The sequence below is a fragment of the Clostridium sp. K13 genome, from assembly GCF_019734195.1.
Lineage (GTDB): Bacteria > Bacillota > Clostridia > Clostridiales > Clostridiaceae > Clostridium.
In genome coordinates, this window is record NZ_JAASHM010000012.1 from 36,692 (window position 1) to 56,539 (window position 19,848).

Annotated in this window: 16 protein-coding genes; 12 read left to right on the top strand and 4 right to left on the bottom strand. The window is 27.9% G+C overall.

Annotation, left to right across the window (positions count from 1 at the left end):
- The first annotated feature begins 24 nt into the window (after window positions 1–24).
- Together HCG76_RS08855 and HCG76_RS08860 are read left to right on the top strand one after the other, a co-directional pair.
- Entirely contained in the window at window positions 25–1,164 is a 1,140-nt protein-coding gene (locus HCG76_RS08855; protein ID WP_221700005.1) for a YibE/F family protein, read from the top strand.
- Window positions 1,165–1,520: 356 nt separating this feature from the next.
- Window positions 1,521–6,002: a CehA/McbA family metallohydrolase gene (locus HCG76_RS08860; protein ID WP_221700004.1), complete on the top strand. Its 4,482-nt coding sequence runs from the start codon at window positions 1,521–1,523 to the stop codon at window positions 6,000–6,002.
- 126 nt (window positions 6,003–6,128) lie between these two features.
- Here the strand turns inward: HCG76_RS08860 and HCG76_RS08865 are convergent, their stop codons facing one another.
- Window positions 6,129–6,317 carry a hypothetical protein gene (locus HCG76_RS08865; protein WP_221700003.1) on the bottom strand — a complete coding sequence of 63 codons (189 nt, stop codon included), beginning with the start codon at window positions 6,315–6,317 and terminating at the stop codon, window positions 6,129–6,131.
- Window positions 6,318–6,694: 377 nt separating this feature from the next.
- On the opposite strand from HCG76_RS08865, the gene HCG76_RS08870 reads away from it, so the two are divergent.
- Together HCG76_RS08870 and HCG76_RS08875 are read left to right on the top strand one after the other, a co-directional pair.
- Window positions 6,695–8,026, top strand: coding sequence for an FAD-dependent oxidoreductase (locus HCG76_RS08870; RefSeq protein ID WP_221700002.1), 1,332 nt, complete (start codon window positions 6,695–6,697; stop codon window positions 8,024–8,026).
- A 106-nt stretch (window positions 8,027–8,132) separates the two neighbouring features.
- Entirely contained in the window at window positions 8,133–9,431 is a 1,299-nt protein-coding gene (locus tag HCG76_RS08875) for a glycoside hydrolase family 10 protein (RefSeq protein ID WP_221700001.1), read from the top strand.
- A 265-nt stretch (window positions 9,432–9,696) separates the two neighbouring features.
- Here HCG76_RS08875 and HCG76_RS08880 read toward each other — a convergent pair whose 3' ends face one another.
- Window positions 9,697–10,623, bottom strand: a complete 927-nt coding sequence (locus tag HCG76_RS08880; RefSeq protein ID WP_221700000.1) for a transposase-like zinc-binding domain-containing protein — start codon at window positions 10,621–10,623, stop codon at window positions 9,697–9,699.
- 179 nt (window positions 10,624–10,802) lie between these two features.
- Entirely contained in the window at window positions 10,803–11,780 is a 978-nt protein-coding gene (locus tag HCG76_RS08885; protein ID WP_221699999.1) for a substrate-binding domain-containing protein, read from the bottom strand.
- A gap of 177 nt (window positions 11,781–11,957) precedes the next feature.
- On the opposite strand from HCG76_RS08885, the gene modA reads away from it, so the two are divergent.
- The 6 genes from modA to HCG76_RS08915 all read left to right on the top strand — a co-directional run bounded on the left by modA (window position 11,958) and on the right by HCG76_RS08915 (window position 16,839).
- Window positions 11,958–12,755: a molybdate ABC transporter substrate-binding protein gene (gene modA, locus HCG76_RS08890; RefSeq protein WP_221699998.1), complete on the top strand. Its 798-nt coding sequence runs from the start codon at window positions 11,958–11,960 to the stop codon at window positions 12,753–12,755.
- Between the two features lie 139 nt (window positions 12,756–12,894).
- Window positions 12,895–13,572: a molybdate ABC transporter permease subunit gene (gene modB / locus HCG76_RS08895; RefSeq protein ID WP_221699997.1), complete on the top strand. Its 678-nt coding sequence runs from the start codon at window positions 12,895–12,897 to the stop codon at window positions 13,570–13,572.
- Window positions 13,573–13,574: 2 nt separating this feature from the next.
- Window positions 13,575–14,627: a sulfate/molybdate ABC transporter ATP-binding protein gene (locus HCG76_RS08900; protein ID WP_221699996.1), complete on the top strand. Its 1,053-nt coding sequence runs from the start codon at window positions 13,575–13,577 to the stop codon at window positions 14,625–14,627.
- Between the two features lie 153 nt (window positions 14,628–14,780).
- Window positions 14,781–15,395, top strand: coding sequence for an HAD family hydrolase (locus HCG76_RS08905; RefSeq protein WP_221699995.1), 615 nt, complete (start codon window positions 14,781–14,783; stop codon window positions 15,393–15,395).
- 13 nt (window positions 15,396–15,408) lie between these two features.
- The gene (locus HCG76_RS08910) at window positions 15,409–16,035 is read left to right on the top strand and encodes a copper homeostasis protein CutC (protein WP_195987647.1); all 627 of its coding nucleotides are present in this window, start codon (window positions 15,409–15,411) and stop codon (window positions 16,033–16,035) included.
- A gap of 39 nt (window positions 16,036–16,074) precedes the next feature.
- A complete protein-coding gene (locus tag HCG76_RS08915) occupies window positions 16,075–16,839 on the top strand; it encodes an alpha/beta hydrolase (protein WP_221699994.1) in 765 nt (254 codons plus the stop codon).
- A gap of 50 nt (window positions 16,840–16,889) precedes the next feature.
- Here the strand turns inward: HCG76_RS08915 and HCG76_RS08920 are convergent, their stop codons facing one another.
- A complete protein-coding gene (locus tag HCG76_RS08920) occupies window positions 16,890–17,309 on the bottom strand; it encodes a GNAT family N-acetyltransferase (RefSeq protein ID WP_221699993.1) in 420 nt (139 codons plus the stop codon).
- A gap of 189 nt (window positions 17,310–17,498) precedes the next feature.
- Between HCG76_RS08920 and HCG76_RS08925 the strand changes: the two genes are divergently transcribed.
- The gene (locus tag HCG76_RS08925; protein WP_221699992.1) at window positions 17,499–18,980 is read left to right on the top strand and encodes a YjjI family glycine radical enzyme; all 1,482 of its coding nucleotides are present in this window, start codon (window positions 17,499–17,501) and stop codon (window positions 18,978–18,980) included.
- Window positions 18,977–19,813, top strand: a complete 837-nt coding sequence (locus tag HCG76_RS08930; RefSeq protein ID WP_221700030.1) for a YjjW family glycine radical enzyme activase — start codon at window positions 18,977–18,979, stop codon at window positions 19,811–19,813. The genes HCG76_RS08925 and HCG76_RS08930 overlap by 4 nt, the downstream gene beginning before the upstream one ends.
- The last annotated feature ends 35 nt before the right edge of the window (window positions 19,814–19,848 follow it).

Sequence of the window (19,848 nt, forward strand, 5' to 3'; positions counted from 1 at the left end):
ATATTTCAAATTAGGGGGGAAGGTATGAAAAATCTAAAGAAGAATATTATTCCAATTGTAGGAGTGATTATATGTAGCTTGATATTGATAAGTTTATCAAAGTTTATATTTAAAGGTGGATTTTTAGCTGATAAGTATAATAAGGGAATGGAATATTATAAAGGTGAGGTAGTGGAGGTTCTTGAAGAGAACTTACAAGAGGATGAATTTTTAGAAAATGTTCAAGTTGGATTTCAGACAGTATTAGTACAACTAAAAGATGGACCATTAAAGGGACAAGAGTATGAAATTGGCAATCCAGTAAGTAGGCTTTACAATATAAAAGTAAAAGAAGGAACTAAGGTAATTGTAGGTTGTTATGAAAGTAACGGAGAAAATGTATTTACCATATTTAGTTATAATAGAAGTAATATAATTTATATATTAGTTGCAATATTTGCTTTAATAGTAATAATAATAGGTGGAGTTAAAGGAGTTAAGTCATTAGTATCATTAATTTTTACATTAGTTTGTTGTGTATACTTAATGTTGCCATTACTTCTTAAAGGGGTAAGTCCTATTATTGCAGGAATTTTAATGGCTATATTAAGTATTACTGTTACATTATTATTAGTTTCAGGTATGAATAAAAAAACATTTACTGCAATATTAGGAACAGTTTCTGGTGTTGTTATTGCAGGAATTATAGCTTATGTATTTGGAAAGTTAAGTTATCTTTCAGGAATTACTATGGAGGATGCTGAAAGTTTAATGTATATAGCAGAAGATACGGGGTTAAAGATTACTGGATTGATGTTTACTGGGATATTAGTTGCTTCGTTAGGAGCAGTAATGGATGTAGCTATGTCAATTTCATCATCTATATTTGAAATTAATAGTATAAATGATAAGGTTACATTTAAGGAGCTATTTAAAAGTGCTATGAATATTGGTAAAGATATTATTGGTACAATGACTAACACCTTAATTTTAGCTTTTGCAGGTGGATCTTTAAGTGTTTTAATATTAATATATTCTTCATCTATGCCTTATAATAAAATGATAAATTTAGATGTATTAGGTACAGAGGTTATACAAGGATTAGCCGGTAGCATAGGGATAGTTTTAGCGGTGCCGATTACAGCATTAATAGGATGTTATTTATGTAAATCGAACAAGAGTTAAATAAAAAAATAGTTATAAAAGAGGTTTTAAATATATTTATTTATATTTAGAACCTCTTTTATTATAATAATTGGCAAATTTTGCGTACTAAAAATAAAGCTTATAGAAATACGGACAAATTTTATTGAAAAAAATAAAAATAAAAATATTTTTGGTAAAAATTAAATAAAATAATAAATATAATGGTAAAAAATACATAAAAGATGAAAAAAGTCGAATAAAACTATATAGGAATTATAAAAAAACATAAAAAATATTAAAATTAGCAAAAATTTAACATAAAAAGACTTCAAAACGTTCGTGTCTTATGCTAGAATAATGTTCGTAAGAAAACATCCAAAAATAGGGGGATAAAAATGAAAAATAAAAAGTTAATTGCTTTAGTAATGGCTGCAACTATGTCAATTGGTTTAATAACGCCAAAATCGCAAATTACATATGCTAGCGCTATTCAAACAGCACAGGAATCAGTAAGTTCAGAACAAGAAGAAGTGCTTGTACTTGAAGAAAATTTTGCGGGGAATAAAGATAGTGTAAATGCTATAAACGATGGTTGGACATTTAGTAGAGAATTAGGTGGATATGACTCAAATGGTAATTATAACACTTTACCATCAGTTGGGTTAGGTAAAGGAACTTCAAGTGGAAAAATAGATGTTATTTCAACTCCAAAGTTTACTTTAGAGAATGAAGGGAAGTTAAGTTTTTACTTAAAGAGTCAAGGTATTAAAGCCGATTCTACATCAGCATTTGTAGTAAAAGGATTTAATGCTAATGGAGAAATTACTTTTGAAGAAGCATTTGATGCTGCTAAGTTATCTGAATATACTGTAGTAAAAGAGGTTAATATTGCGAGTATTCCTTCAGAAACTACAAATATAAATTTTGAATATACAAAAAATGTTGGGAATCTTACTTTTGATGATGTAAGACTTACTTGTGAAAAATCTGAAGCTATTGAGGGAGTAACATTCATCAATAAAGCAAAAGAATTAAATGATGGTGAAGAAACAACAATAAGAGGAGTAGTTTCATTTAATGACAGAAATAAAACACTTCATGTTCAAGATAAAACAGGTGCTATAGCTATTTCAAATAAAAATAGTAGTATAGATCTTTCAGGATTTGTTAAAGGTGATGAAATAGAAATAACAGGAACACTTGATACTTATAGTAAATTAAGACAAGTACAGGCTACAGAAATTAAGGCTATAAGTAAAAAAGGTGAACCTACACCAAAGCTATTAACTATAAAAGAGTTAAAAGAAAGTAATTATGATTCTTACTATGTAGAAATAAAGGGTGCTGTATTAGATACAAGTGCAAAAACATTAACTCAAGGTGATGATGTTTTAGATATATACTTTATACCAAGTGGATTAGAAGTTTCTACAGGCGATACAGTAGATGTAGTTGGAACTGTAGGAAGATATAATGATACTGTTCAAATTTATGGATCATCTTGTTCTTTCACAAAAGTAGAAGCTGAAACTCCAGATGTACCAGAAGAACCAGAAGTAGATAAATTTGGACCAACTGTAGTTAAGGTTACTCCAGGAAATTCAGCTAATTTAGGTGAAAACAGAAGACCAGAAATAACTGCTACATTTGAAGATGAATCCGGTGTGGATATGAATACTGTTAAAGTTACATTTAATGGGGAAGATGTTACATCTAGTTTAGTTAAAGAAGAAAATACAGTTAAGTATTTAGTTAATAAAGATTTAGCTGATGGAAAATATACTGTTAAAGTTGAAGTTAATGATACATTAGGAAACTTAACTACTAAAGTGTGGAAATTTACAGTTGGTACTGTAGAAAGTAATCTTTATTTTGGACAACTTCACTCACATACAAACCTTTCAGATGGACAAGGTACAATAGATGAAGCTTATACTTATGCTAGAGATAATGCAAATGTTGATTTCATAGCTGTTACAGATCATAGTAACTGGTTTGATAATGATACATCAGCTAATATGGGGGATGGATCTGTAAGTGAAGAGTGGAAATTAGGATTAGCTACTGCTGACAAGTATAATAAAGATGGCGAATTTGCAGCTATATATGGTTATGAAATGACATGGTCAGGTTCAACAGGTGGATATGGACATATAAATACATTTAACACACCTGGATTCGAAACTAGAACAAATAAAAATATGAATTTAAAGAATTACTATGAAACATTAAAGAAATATCCAGAGTCTTTATCTCAATTAAACCATCCAGGTAAAACTTTTGGTAACTTTAGTGATTATGCACATTATGATGTAGCTATTGATGAAGTAGTTACTTTAATAGAAGTTGGTAATGGTGAAGGAGCTATAAGAAGTTCAGGATATTTCCCATCATATGAAGAGTATACAAGAGCTCTTGATAAGGGATGGCATGTATCTCCTACAAATAACCAAGATAACCATAAAGGTAAATGGGGTAATGCTAATACTGCAAGAACAGTAGTTGAAGCATCAGAGCTTACAAGAGAAGCTGTTTATGAAGCTATTAGTGAAAGAAGAACTTATGCTACAGAAGATGAAAATTTAAGAATTTCATATACTGTAAATGGAAGCACTATGGGATCAATTTTAGATGATACAGATGCATTAGAATTTAATATAAATGTAGAAGATATTGATTCAGGAGATAACATTAAGAAAATCTCAATTATTGGAGATGGTGGTAAGGTTGTAAAGTCTATAGACAATATAAATTCTACAGAAAAACAATGGACATTTACTTTAGACAATAATGTAAGTTCATATTACTATGTAAGAGTTGATCAAGCAGACCAAGATATCGCGGTAACTGCACCTATATGGGTTGGTGAAAGAGAAAATGTTGGAATAGAATCAATTGATTGTGATACAGAACTTGTAGTAGAAAATGAAAAAATTAATATTGATACTACTATTTATAACAATGAAGCTACAGAATTAACAGACGTTAAAGTTGAATTCTATATTGATGGAGCTACTGAACCAGTAGTAAGCACTATTGAAAATATTGGATCTGCTTCAACAGGAACTGCTACATTAAGCCATAGTTTTGAGGCTGCTGGTGAGCATAAAATAGATGTAGTTGTTAAAGCAAATGTAAATGGAAATGAAAGAGAGTTTAAAGGTAGCATAGATATTAAAGTATCTAAAGCTAGTGCTGTTTCAAAGGTAGTTATTGATGGAGCTCATCAAAACCAATATGTAAATGGAGATTACGCAGGAAAAATGACTACACTTACAGGTTTAATGACTCAAAATGGAATTAAATCTATATTAAATACTGAACCAATTACAGATGAAACTTTAGAAGGTGTATCATTATTAATACTTTCAGACCCTCAAAGTACAAATAAGGATTCATATGGATTAACTCCTCAAAAATATAGTGAAGATGAATTAGCAGCTATAGCTAAGTTTGCAAAAAATGGTGGTAATATAGTAATTACATCAAAAGCAGACTATGGTGATGGTGTAGGAGAATATGGAAATGCAGCACAAGGAAATTCAGTTCTTGAGGCAATTGGAGCTAATATAAGATTTAATGATGACCAAGCTACAGATGATGTAGAAAATGGTGGTCAAAGTTATAGATTATACTTTAATGACTATAATACTGAAAGTGAATGGTTAAAGGATGTTGATACAAGTAAAAATTATAGCTTCTATAGTGGTTCAACATTAGTTATGCCTGAAAATACTAATAATATTGAAGTTTTAGTAAGAGGTCATGAAACTACTTATGGTAATGATGCAGATAAAAAGGGAGACAATACTCCAGTAGGACAAGGTGAAGTTGTAGGTCTTGCAGTTGAAACACTTGAAAGTGGTTCTAAAGTATTTGTTTCAGGAGCTACATTCTTCTCAGATTTCGAAATTGATGGATATGTATATTCAAACTTTGATATAACAAGTAAAGTATTAAGAGAATTAGCACCAACTCCACAGTTACCAGTTAGTAAAATTGCTGATGTAAGAGTGGATTTAGATGGAGATAATAATCCAGATAGATTTGGTGAAACAGTAGTTGTTGAAGGTTATGTTACTGCAGCATCTAATGCAGCAGCAAAAGGAAATTCTTTCTTTGATGTAATTTATGTACAAGATGAAACAGCTGGACTTACTGTCTTTGGTGTATCATCAACAGAAGTTAAATTAGGTCAAAAGGTAAGACTTACAGGTAAGGTATCTTCATATTTAGGTGATGCACAAATTGCTTTAAACAATGAAGAATTTGATTTAGAAATAATTGATACTAATATTAATTTAGTTAATCCAACTAAGCTTTCTACTGCAGATAGTATGCTTGAAGAAAAAGAAGGGTTATTAGTTGAAGTAGCTGGTAAAGTAACAAGAATAGAAGGTCAAAATATTTATGTTAATGATGGAACTGGTGAAGCGAGAGTTTACACAGAAGGATATATTGGAAGTAGTGCAAATCCAGGTGTAGCTGATGAGTGGAAGTCAAGAATTAAAGTTGGAGACAAGGTTTCAGCTATAGGTCTTGCATCAGAAGATCCAGAAGGTCATAGATTAAGAGTTAGAGATTCAGCAGAAATAGTTGTTTTAGAAGATGATGAAGAAAATCAAAAGCCGGAAGAACCAGATGTTGATGTTAAACCAGAAGAGCCAGGTGTTGATGTTAAGCCAGAAGGTGGAAATGGATCAGAAAATGGTTCAGGCTCAAATAATGGATCAGGCACAAACAATGGTTCAAATAATAATGGAACAACAAATTTACCTAACACTGGTGGGGTTAATTCAACTATTTATGTAGTAGTAGCTATTATCGTAGTAGCTGCAGGTGCAATAGTGTTATTTAAGAAAAAGGGTAAAAAATAATAAATAAATAAAATAGTAGTATATAAAAATATGCTTAAACTATGATATGCAAATAAGGTATGATTTCTTTTTTTAGGAATCATACCTTTTTAATGTATTAATTAATAAAATTTTTATTTGATACACTTAAATTATATCTACCTTTTTCAACTTATCTTTTACTTCAAATAATCTACTTTCCAAAGTATCAATTTTAGAAGAAAGTCGTTCCCTTTCTGAAGTGTTATTAGTTTTACTTAGTTTACTATTTAAATTATCTATATCCGTAGCAAGTGAAATAATTTCTAGTGTATACTCCCATGCACTTTTACTCATAAGTTAAATCCTCCTTAAATAAAAATCTAATAATATACTATGAAAGAAATAATTAAAAATAACCATTTTTATTTAAAAACTTTGTTTAAAATTAATGAAAACTATATAAAACAAGAAAAATATGATGAAATATTAGCAAATAGAAATAATTTTATAAATATTAAAGAATATAAATTGTGAAAAAACAAAGAATAAATTAAATAATATATTAAAAAAATATTTGTTTTCATATCATTGTTAAAAAATATACAAAAAAATCAAAAAAACTCTTTACTATTCCTGAGCGAAGTAGTATGATTTAATTAAGGAAAACAATTATTAATTAAAAACTAATATTAATAAATGAAATATCTATGTTCTTTTAGGAGGAATTTGTAATGAAAATAGTAGTAGTTGGATGTACACATGCAGGGACAGCTGCAGTAGTTAATTTAAAGGAACTTCACCCAGAAAGTGAAATTACAATATATGAAAAAAATGATAATCTATCATTCTTATCATGTGGAATAGCTTTAAATGTTGGAGGAGTAATCAAGGAAACTAAAAATCTTTTCTATAACTCACCAGAAAACATTGCTAAAATGGGTGTAGTAACTAATATGAAACATGAAGTTTTAGACATAGACTTTGATAATAAAACTTTAAAAGTTAAAAATCTTTTAACAAATGAAGAGTTTGAAGATAATTACGATAAATTAGTTTTAACATTAGGATCATGGCCAATAGTTCCAAGATTTGAAGGTGGAGACTTAGAAAATATTTTATTATGTAAGAATCATGACCATGCAATTGAAATAATAGAAAAATCTAAAGATGCTAAAAATGTAGTTATAATTGGAGCTGGATACATTGGTGTTGAACTTGTAGAAGCATTTGAAATGCAAGGTAAGAAAGTTACATTAATAGATGCAGAAGAAAGAATTATGGCTAAATATCTTGATAAAGAATTCACAGATATAGCTGAAAAAGAGTTTGCTGATAGAGGAGTAAATTTAGTTTTAGGTGAAAAAGTTTCTAAGTTCGAAGGCAAAAATGGAAAAGTAACAAAGGTTGTTACTAACAATGGAAGCTATGAAGGCGATTTAGTTGTATTATGTATTGGATTTGCTCCAAACACTAAACTTGTTCAAGGTAAATTAGATACACTACCAAATGGAGCTATAATAATAGATGAATACATGAGAACTAGTAAAGAAGACGTATTTGCTGCTGGGGATTGTTGTGTAGTAACTTATAATCCAGCTCACGATACAAGATATATTCCACTTGCAACAAATGCAGTAAGAATGGGTACTTTAGTAGCTAGAAATATAGTAAAGCCAACTCTTAAGTACATGGGAACTCAAGGTACTTCAGGAATTAAAATTTATGAAAAATGTATAGCTTCAACAGGATTAACTGAAGATGTTGCAAAAGCTACTACTAAAATGAATGTTGGATCAGTATCATTAACTGATAACTACAGACCAGAATTTATGCCAACTTACTTACCAGCTACTGTTAAGATAGTATTTGATAAAGATACTAGAAGAGTAATTGGAGGACAAATAGTTTCTGATATAGATTTAACTCAATTTATGAATACTTTATCAGTAGTTATTCAAAATGAAATGACAATAGAAGAATTAGCAATGACAGATTTCTTCTTCCAACCACACTTTAATAAACCATGGAGCATTTTAAATGCAGTTGCATTAAAAGCTTTATAATAACTAAAAGGTAATCTAGAAATAGATTACCTTTTTTTATTAAGTTTTTTAAATTTTTGTTATATTAGTAAAAGATTAATAGTAATATTGTAAAAGGAGGTGACAAATGAGAAATAAGTATATTCAGTTTGTAATAATGATTATAGCAATATTTCTAGTTACTGGGGTGGTGCTAAAAATAAAGATAGATAAAATTAATAATAATTCAAAAATTAATAATCAAAGTATAGATAGCAATGAAAGTGAAGGTGAAGAAATTATAGCTAATAAATTTTTAGAGGATGGTGAAATGAGAGGTGTATGGTTATCTACAGTAAGCAATTTAGATTGGCCTGAAATTAGTAGCTATAAGAATAGTAAAGTTCAGCAAGAAATGTTAAAAGAAAAATTTGATTTCATAGAAGAACAAAATATGAATACAATATTTTTTCAAGTCAGGCCAATGGGAGATGCATTTTATAAATCTAATTATGCAGCATGGTCAAAATATTTAACTGGGAGTTTGGGAGAAGACCCTGGGTATGACCCCCTTGAATTTGCTATTAATGAAGCTCATAAAAGAGGCTTAGAGCTTCAAGCATGGTTTAATCCTTTTAGAATAGATAGTAATTCTGCAGGTTTTAATATGGATAATTATATTAATGAGCTGCCAGAACAATCACCATTAAAAAATAATTCAAATTGGATTGTAAAATATAATAATTATCATTATCTTGATGTAGGAATACCAGAGGTTAGAGAATATGTAATAGATACAATTATAGAAGTTGTAAAAAATTATAATATTGATGGGGTTGTATTAGATGATTATTTTTATCCATATCCTTCAGGTGGATTAGAATTTCCTGATGATAATACATATGAAAAGTATGGTGAAGGATTTAATTCAAAGGAAGAATGGAGAAGAAATAATGTTAATTGTTTTATAAGTGAGTTATATAAAAAGATTAAAGAAACTAATACGGAAGTTAAGTTTGGTGTTAGTCCATTTGGAATATGGAGAAATGGAGAATCTTTAGGAGGAAGTAATACAAGTGGTTTAAGTAGCTATGATAATGTATATGTAGATTCAAGGAAATGGATTCAAGAAGGTTGGATTGATTATATTATTCCTCAAATATATTGGCAATTTGATTATAGTGCAGCTCCATATGCAACGCTTGTTGACTGGTGGGCTAAACAAGTTGAAAATACTAATGTTCAATTATATATTGGGCATGCAGCCTATAAAATAAATGATTCAACCTATGGTGAGTCATGGCTTAATGAAAATGAAGTAATAAATCAAATCCGATATTCTAGGGGAAATTCAAATGTAAAAGGAAGTTGTTTCTTTAGATTAAAGACTTTAGAGGAAAATAGGATAGGCTTTACAGATGAATTGAGAGAGTTATATAAAAGATAAATTTTATTTTTGTTTTAAAGTTAGTTTTATAAATGTTTATTAGTAACTATAGAAATCTGTTATACTAAATTGTTGGTAACAACAATTTAGTATAACAGATTCTAATATAGCTTAGGGTAATATATTAGAATGGAAGGCTTAAAGAGAAAATGAGAATGTAAGAAATGATAAAAAAATTTGAGATATAAATTTAGGTATAGCGAATAAGCTAGAATTAATATTAAAAAAACTAGCTTGTAAATTTATATTATAAAAAATAAACTTATTATATAAGTATCGTTTTAAATTTTATGTTTTTCCAAGATATATAGGTAGTTAGATTTGGAGCTAAGTAATCTTTATTTTTTAATTTATTAATTAGATTATTTTCTTTATTAAGTTCAAAGTTATTTTTATATTCAAATAATCTCCAATATAAATAGTGATCTAAGTATTTACTTGCAACACCATGAAATTTTGAAAGCCAATTTACAGTATTAATAGAATATTTTATATCAATATAATTTTTAGGAATTTTTGTTGCTTTAGCTTTATTTATTTCATTAAATGCTTGAGAAAATATTTTTAGACGTCCATCAATTAATCCAACTACATATGAATGTTTATCTAAACGTGGAATAAGATTATCCCTAATTTCATAAAATCCAAAAAAGTTTCTTGCAGCAAAGATTGGAATTATATCAATAGAATCATTTACCGCATTGATAATTGTTATTTCATCTCTTTTATCATAAGGAATATCTCTAGAACCTTTAAAATTTTCTGTTATAATCATTTTAGTCAATTCAACATATGAAGTTATTTTTTCAATATAATGTTGGTTTTTAAAATCAAATAAGAATCTATGTCTCCAGAAAAAGGCTGTAACAATTGTAATATTTAATTTATTTGCACATTCTCTTAATGTTAATCCTTTATTTAAAAGATCAAAGTATTTACTATAATTTTCTTTGAATTTTTTAGAATAGCGAAATTTATTATAAATTTCTTTAGTAAAGGTTTTACCACACAAATCATTTTTACACTTGTATCTTTGAAGTTTTTTATACATACCATATTTGATAAAATCTTTATTATCACAATATGGACATTTTTCTATTTTACAATTACTATTTTTAGAACTTTTACAACAAGAGTTAGCTATATTTTTATTAGAATTATAATTCATTAGAGTTTTATAAAAATTAATCACATTTCATCACCAATTGTAATTATGGTCATATTAATATAATTCTAAACTTAAAAAGTAGAGGCATAAATATTTATATTTATATTTATCATAGATAAAAATAAAAAAAGAAATAATATATAACAGAAAAAACTTTAATAATTCTGTAAATATAATATTTCTTTTTGATAAATTAAATTTCTTTAAGTGGTAGCCATGATTTTTCCAAGATCTTTTAAATCATAGCCTCCAATACCGTATAGTTCATTTTTGAATTTTTCAGAGGATAATATAGAAAGTATATTTTGATAAATAGGATTATTTAAATCACTTTTCTTTATAATTAAATCATATCTTTCAGTTTGAAGTGGAATAAAATCTATAGTTTCAACTTGCATAGAAGCTTTTTTATTTCCCAGACCTACATTAGCATCACCACGTCCCACTGTACTTGCAACAGCTAAGTGAGAATTTTCTTCATTATAATAACCATTTATAGAGTTTGGATCAATATTAAGCAATCTAAGTTTTTCATCTAATAGTACCCTTACCCCACTACCTTTTTCCCTGTTAATAAATTTTATATTCTTATTAGTTAAATCCTCAAATGAGTTTATATTTAAGGGATTACCTTTTGCAACATAAAATCCTTGTAATCTATATGCTAAATTTACAAGAATACAAGGAGTGCCTGGTAATAGTCTTTTAACATAATCAAAATTATAGCTATCATTATCACCATCCCAAAGATGACAGGAGGCTATAGAAACTTTATTATTATATAAATCATATAAACCGTTATAACTTCCCTTGTAAGAACGAAGGATAGTGTAGTCAGGTAAAATTTCTTCTATGTATCTTGCTAAAACATCTAATAAAATATCTTGACCAGAAATAATTATTTCAGAATTAGTTGGATTATTTAGTGAGATATTATTAGTAGTAATATTTGAAATATTATTATTTAATGAATTATTAATTATATTACGATTAATAGATGGTTTAGAGTTAGATTTTTGATTATTAATATATTCTTCAACATCATGCATATCTATCCTAATTTTTTTACCAATTTTATAACTAGGTAATTCACCACGTTTAATAAGTTCGTAGACTGTATTTTTAGTTATTTTAAGTAACTCTGAAACTTCTAATGGAGTTAAAGAAGATTTTAAGTTCATAGTATCCCTCCTTAATATTAAGATAATTTTAACATTAAAAGAAAAGTAATTCTATATTTGAATTAAATAGATTGATATAAAAGGTATATTATGATAATATTTTATTGTATCAAACATAACAAAACGTGATAAAAAATAATAAAACATGATTAAAATAGAATGGTGGGAGAGTGTAAAATGTTAAAAAAGACAAAATGGATATCGATGTTATTATGTTGTAGCTTATTAATGGTTGGATGTACTACAAAAAGTAATGATGATGTCACAAATGAAAAGAAGGAACCAGTAGAATTAAGTATTTCAGCGGCAGCAAGTTTAAAAGAAGTAATGGCTGACTTAGAAACAGAATATAAAAAGAGTAATGAAAATGTTACTTTAGTTGTAAATTATGGTTCATCAGGATCTCTTCAACAACAAATAGAGCAAGGAGCACCTTGTGATTTATTCATTTCAGCAGGACAAAAGCAAATGAAAGCTTTAAAAGATGGTGGATTATTATTAGATGATACAACTAAAGATTTAGTAGAAAATTCTTTAGTACTTGTAGCAGCTAATGGAGTTGAAATTAACAGCTTTGATGATTTAAAGAGTGATAAAGTTACTCATATAGCTGTTGGAGAACCAGAAAGTGTACCAGCAGGTAAGTATGCAGATGAAGTTTTAACAAATACAGGAATAAAAGATAGTATTTCAGATAAATTAGTTTTTGCAAAAGATGTTAAAGAAGTTTTAGCATGGGTTGCATCTGGTAATGCAGATGTAGGATTTGTATACTTAAGTGATGCATTAAGCAGTGATAGTGTATCTATCGTAGAAAATGTTGATGAAGTTAATGATCATTCACCAATTACTTATCCAGTATCAGTAATAAAGGCTTCAAATAATATTGATGAAGCAAAGAAATTTGAAGATTTCTTATTTACTGATGAAGCACAAAAAATATTTGAAAAGTACGGATATAAAGTGAATTCTTAGTTTCAGTTGGAGTATAAACTCCAATTGAAGATTAGAATTTCTTATCTAGGAGTGTGAGGTTGTTAACTCTATAGAGTTAATAACTACTAGCTATCAGATAAGTCTGTAGAGTAATAAAAAGAAGGTAAGGTTATAAGTTATGGATTTTTCACCTTTATGGATATCGCTTAAAACAGCATTTCTTGCAACCATTATAACTTCAATAATAGGGATTTTTATATCTTATAAAATGGATAATTATAAAGGAAGAGGTAGAGGATTCATTGATGGAATCTTTACTCTTCCTCTAATATTACCTCCTACTGTTATTGGGTTTTTCTTATTACTACTTTGTGGTAAGAATGGATTTGTAGGAAAGATTTTCATGAGTTTCAATAAAAATATTATATTTAGCTGGAGTGCAACAGTTATAGCAGCAACTGTAGTTGCATTTCCAATGATGTATAGAACATGTCGTTCTGCATTTGAGCAAATAGATAAAAATATGATTTCTGCTGCAAGAACACTAGGATTAAGTGAAACTAAGATATTTTTTAAAATTGCAATTCCACTTGCATGGCCAGGTATAATTGGAGGATTAGTACTAAGCTTTGCAAGAGCATTAGGAGAATTTGGGGCAACATTAATGATAGCAGGAAATATACCTGGAAGAACTCAAACTATGCCAGTTGCAATATTCTTTGCTGTTGAAGGTGGGGATATGAATAAGGCTATGCTTTGGGTTTTAATTATAGTAGCAATTTCATTTATAATGATATTTTTATTAAATTACTGGTGTGACACTCAACAAAAGTTAATAGGTAATAGGGGGAGATAAAATTGAGTTTATTTATAGATATTAAAAAAGGGTTATCTTCCTTTAATTTAGATGTTTCAATGAAAAGTAAAGGTGGTATTATAGGATTTTTAGGGGCATCAGGTTCAGGTAAAAGTATGACACTTAAATGCATTGCAGGGCTTGAAAAAGCTGATAAAGGTAAAATAATAATAAATGATAAAGTTCTTTTTGATTCAGAAAATAAAATAAATATAAAGACTAAAGATAGAAAAGTAGGATTTTTATTTCAAAATTATGCTTTATTTCCTCATATGACTATAAAAAATAATATTGAAATAGGACTAGATAAAACAAGTAAGGACGAGAAAAATAAGTTATCAGCTAATTATATTAAAAAATTTGGATTAGAAGGGTTAGAAAATAGATATCCTTGGCAGCTTTCAGGTGGTCAACAGCAAAGAGTAGCTCTGGCAAGAGCTTTAATAACATCGCCAGATATATTACTTCTTGATGAACCATTTTCAGCATTAGATAATCATTTAAGGGCTAATATGGAAAGAGAACTTGTAGAAATATTAAAAGATTATGATGGAACAGTAGTGTTTGTAACTCATGATATAGCAGAAGCTTATAGAGTTTGTGATAAAATAATAGTTTTTGATAGTGGAAAAGCAAGTGAAATCAGAGAAAAGAGTATTTTGTTTGAAAAACCATTAAGTTTGGCAGAAGCTAAAATTACTGGATGTAAAAATATATCAAAGGCTAAAAGATTAAATAGTGATTACATATTAGCTGAAGAATGGAATTTAAAATTAAAAGTTTTAGATGATAGTGTAGATATTAGATATATTGCTATAAGGTCTCATAACATTAAATTGTTTAATGATAAAGAAAATGAAAGCGTGAACGTCTTTAATATGATTATTGAAAATATAGTTGAAAATCCTTTTGATTATACTTTATATATAAAAGAAGTTAATTCTTCTAATGTTAATTTAATTAATTTTACTATTTCAAAAGAAAAAATGAAGTTTAAAATTAATGATATAATAAAAGTAAGTTTCCAGGAAAAATATATGTTTACTTTTAAGTAAAATTATTAAATGAAAAGTTTTAAAATAGCTTAGGTATATTATATATATCTAAGTTTTTTTAAAATGAAAAGTTCATAGTAGATTTTTAATTAGACTTAGAGTTTGTATGTTATAATAAAAAATGTGAGAAGAGTAGAGGGTTGAGGTGATAAAATGTATAAGAATATTATTTTTGATTTAGGAAATGTAGTTTTAGATTATAATCCTATAGCATATTTAAAGGATAAATTAAATGATGAAAAATCCGAGAAAATTGCTTTAGAAAATATTTTTAAAAGTGAAGAATGGCCAATGTTAGATAGGGGTGTTATAACAGAAGAAGAGGCAATAGAACGAATAGTTAATAGAGATATAAATAATAAAGAGATTATTGAAATAGCATTTAAGGATTGGTATGTTATGTTAAATCCATTAAAGGATACAGTGGATCTTATAAATGAGCTTAAGAGTAATGGATATAAATTATATTATCTATCTAACTTCCATTCAAGGGCTTTTGAATATGTTACAAAAAATAATGAAGTTTTTAAAGCGTTTAATGGAGGTGTTGTTTCATTTAGGGAGAAACTACTAAAGCCAGAAAGAGATATTTATATAAAAATTTTAAATGATTATGATTTAAAAGCAGAAGAATGTATTTTTATTGATGACGTTCTTGAAAATGTTCAGGGTGCAAATAAAGAAGGTATTAAGGGAATTCACTTTAAGAACATTAAAGAGTTAAGAGAAGAATTAAATACATGTGGTGTTTTAAATACAGAAGAGTAATGGAGGAAAAACTATGAGCATTTTATTAGAAGCTTGTGTTGGTTGTTATGAAGAGGCTAAAAGAGCAGAAATACAAGGAGCAGATAGAATAGAGTTATGTGATAACTTAGGAGAAGGTGGGACAACTCCTTCTTATGGAACTATACATTTAGCAAAGAAAAATATTAATATCCCTATTGCAGTAATAATAAGACCTAGAGGTGGGGATTTTGTTTATTCAAATGATGAGTTTGAAATAATGAAAAAAGATATAAAGCTTTGTAAAGAAATAGGTGTTGAAACCGTTGTATTTGGTATATTAAATAAGGACAATACTATTGATATTGAAAGAACAAGAGAATTAGTAGAGTTATCAAATGGATTAAAGATTACCTTCCATATGGCTTTTGATGAAATAGATGATAAGATGGAAGCTTTAGAGCAACTTATTTCAATGGGTATTAATAGAGTACTGACTAAAGGTTCTAAAACATGTGCTGAAGATGGGAAGAATGTATTAAAAGAGCTTGTAGAAAAAAGTTCAGAAAGAATAACAATTTTAGTTGGTGGTGGAGTTACTTATAAAAATTATAAAGAACTTGCTAAAGATATAAAATGTGTTGAAATGCATGGAAGTAAAATTGTTGGAAGTTTAAAGTAAATTAAACTCTTCCCATGTGGAAACCTAAAGGAGGTATTTATGGCATATTATTTTTCTAAGGATGGTTCAAAAATTTCATATAAAGTTTTTGGAAAAGGTCCAGCACTTTTATTAGTTCATGGAATGGGAAATCGTAAGGAACTCTGGGAAGAAACTGGATGGATAGACTTATTGAAAGATTTTTTTACAGTTATAACTATTGATATTAGGGGAAATGGGCAAAGTGATAAATCATATGAAGTTGACTTTTATGATTATAGTAAAATATTAGAGGATATAGATACTTTAATTACAAAGTTAGGATTCACAGAATTTAATTGCTTTGGACATTCTTATGGAGCTACTATTGGTTTGCAGCTTTGTAAGTACAATAAGAAGTTAAATAAATGTATTTGTGCAGGAACAACCTTTGGAGATAAATTTTTCAAGGAAGTAATTCCTATGTGGATAAAAAAATATGAAAAGTATGAATATATGAAAAAAAATAATAAATTTGATACTAAAGAATTATCAAAAGAAGATATTGATTGGATTAAAAATACAGATTTAAATCTTAATATATCTCAAATGAAGGCTTGGATAAATTGGGATGGCATTAATCCAAGTGATATAAATTGTAAACTTACGATTTATTCAGGTAGTAACGATAATCCTATTGTTTTAGAAAATATCAAAGAAAATATAGATAGTATTAAAACGTATGGTGTTAAATATAAAATATTTGACAATTTAAATCATTTAGAATTAGTTAGTAAAATAGATATTGTTTCACCATTTGTTTTAGATTTTTTAGTTAATAATTAATAAAAAGCCTCAGTGATAAAGCTGGGGCTTTTTAGATATTTAGATTAATTTTATAATGCTTTTTTAAAGAATATCTCTCCAACACCATCATCATTAATTCCACATAGCATTCCACATTCAACAAATCCCATTTTTAAATGCCATTTTTGAGGTCTTAGTGCATCAGTCATTGTTGAACTTAGAAGAGTATCTTGTCCATTGTTTCTTAAGTATTCTTCTAAGAACGTTAACATAGATTTTCCTACTCCAGAAGCTCTAAAGTCATTTTTAATAACTATATAGCTTATAAATGGAAGATGAGTCCATATGTACTCAATTTTTAAACAACCAATAACTTCATTATTACTTTCAGCAACAATAACTTCCTTCATAGAAATTTTATTTTTGATTGTATCGATGTTTTTATGTAAGTCTAACTCAACACAACTGTCTAAATCGTTAATTTCTGCAAATCTAATTTTTAAATCCATATTCAATCCCTGCCTTAAATTATAACATTTACCACTAAATAATTATAAAATATATCTATAGAATTTAAAAGCTAAATAAAAAAATTAATATAAAAGTTACATCATAATTTATATTAATGTAACAATGGAACATAAGTATTTATTATGATATACTCTAAGCGTACAAAAGATAACTTATGAGGTGATACTATGAATGGAGTAGAAAAAATAATTAAGGATGTTACCTTAACATATGAGCAAAAGGTATTATCATTAGCAAGATATGCAGAAAATAGTGTAAGGGTATTAAATATATCTGAAGATACAGAAAAGCTAAGAGAAGAAGGTATTATATGTGATTTATTTGAAGGAAATGTTCCTTATAGACCTAGATACATATTACCTGATTACGAAAAATTTATGAAGGAAGGTTGTAAGTTCTTAGAACTGTCTCCAGCAACAAATATATGGGAAGCTACAACTAATTTATTAATTATGTACAAGCATGTTCCTTCAATAACATCAATGCCAGTTTATATTGGTAATATAGATTATTTATTAGAACCTTTTATAGTAGATGAAGAAGAAGCAAAACTTGCAATAAGACTATTCTTAACTCAATTAGATAGGACTATAACAGATTCTTTCTGCCATGGGAATCTAGGACCAAAACCAACTAAGGCAGCTAAAATTATATTAGAAGTTGAAAGAGAACTAGAAAATGCAATTCCGAATCTTACTTTAAAATATAATGAAGAAACTCCTGATGATTTAGCAATAGAAGCAATTAAGACAGCTTTAATTACTGCAAAACCAAGCTTTGCTAATGATAAAATGTTTAGTAATGATTTAGGAAACTATGGAATAGCAAGTTGCTATAATGGACTGCATGTTGGGGGAGGAGCACATACTTTAGTAAGAATGAGATTATCTAATGTTGCAGAAACAGCAGATAGTATAGAAGATTTCTTTGATAACAAGCTTCCACATGCAATGAGATGTATGGCAGAGTATATTAATGAAAGAATTAGATACATAGTAGAAGAAAGTACTTTCTTTGAAACTAATTTCTTAGTTAAAGAAGGTTTTATTAATAAAGATAGATTTACATCCATGTTTGGATTAGTGGGTTTAGCTGAATGTGTAAATATATTACTTAAGGCCGAAAGACTTGAAGATAAATTTGGACATTCACAAGCTGCAGATGATTTAGGTGTTAGAATAATGGACTTTATGGAAGAGTTTATTAATAACTTTGAAAGTAAGCATTGTAAAGTTACAAATGAAAGATTATTGCTTCATGCGCAAGTTGGTATTGGAGATGATATAAATATTAGTCCAGGTTCAAGAATTCCAATAGGAGAAGAACCAGAATTATGGAAGCATTTAAAACAAACTGCAAGATTCCATAAATATTTTCCATCAGGTGTTGGAGATATATTCCCATTTGAAATAAATGCAATGAATAATCCAGAATTTATTTTAAATATTATTCAAGGAGCATTTAAAGAAGGGATGAGATATTTCTCTCTTTACTCTTCAGATGCTGATGTAATTAGAATAACGGGATATTTAGTTAAGAAAAGTGAAATTGAAAAATTAAATAGAGGAGAAGCAACTCTTCAAGATACAGTTGTTCTAGGGCAAGGTCAAGTTAATAACGGAAAAGTTCTTGAAAGAATGGTAAGATAATGGTTGGTTATATTAATAAGATAATACCATTTAGTCCAGTTGATGGACCAGGGAATAGAACTGCAATTTTTCTTCAAGGATGTAACTTTAATTGTATTTATTGTCATAACCCAGAAACTATAAATATATGTAGTAATTGTGGATTATGTAAAGCTAAATGTCCTACAAAAGCTATAGATATTATAGAGGGTTTAGTTATATGGAATAAAGATAAATGCTGTAATTGTGATGAATGTATTAAAACCTGCCAAAATAGCAGTAGTCCTAAAATACAAAGGCTTACTGCAGATGAGGTAATAAATGAAATATTAAATTATAGACCATTTATTCAGGGGATAACAGTATCAGGTGGAGAATGTACCTTGCAAGAAAATTTTATAATAGAACTATTTACTAAGGCAAAGGATATAGGACTTACTTGTTTTATTGATAGCAATGGATCAAAAAACTTTAGTGAAATGAAGGAGTTGTTAGAGCTCTGTGATGGAGTTATGTTAGATGTAAAATGCTTTGAAAATAATGAGCATAAAAAATATATTAACTTTAATAATTCAAATGTATTAAATAATTTAGAGTTTTTGGCGTCCATTAATAAGTTGTATGAGGTAAGAACAGTAGTTGTTCCTGAGATATTTAATAATGAAGAAACGGTAAGAGAAGTTTCTAAAGTAATTTTTAAGTATAATTCAAACATTAGATATAAGATTATTTCTTTTAGAAAATATGGTGTAAGAAAAGAATTTAGTCATTTAAAAAGTCCAGAAAGTGAATATATTCAAGAACTAAAGGATATATCTAAACAAATGGGTTGCAATAATATAATAATTGTGTAGTATAATAGATATATAAAATTATAGAAAAGGAACAA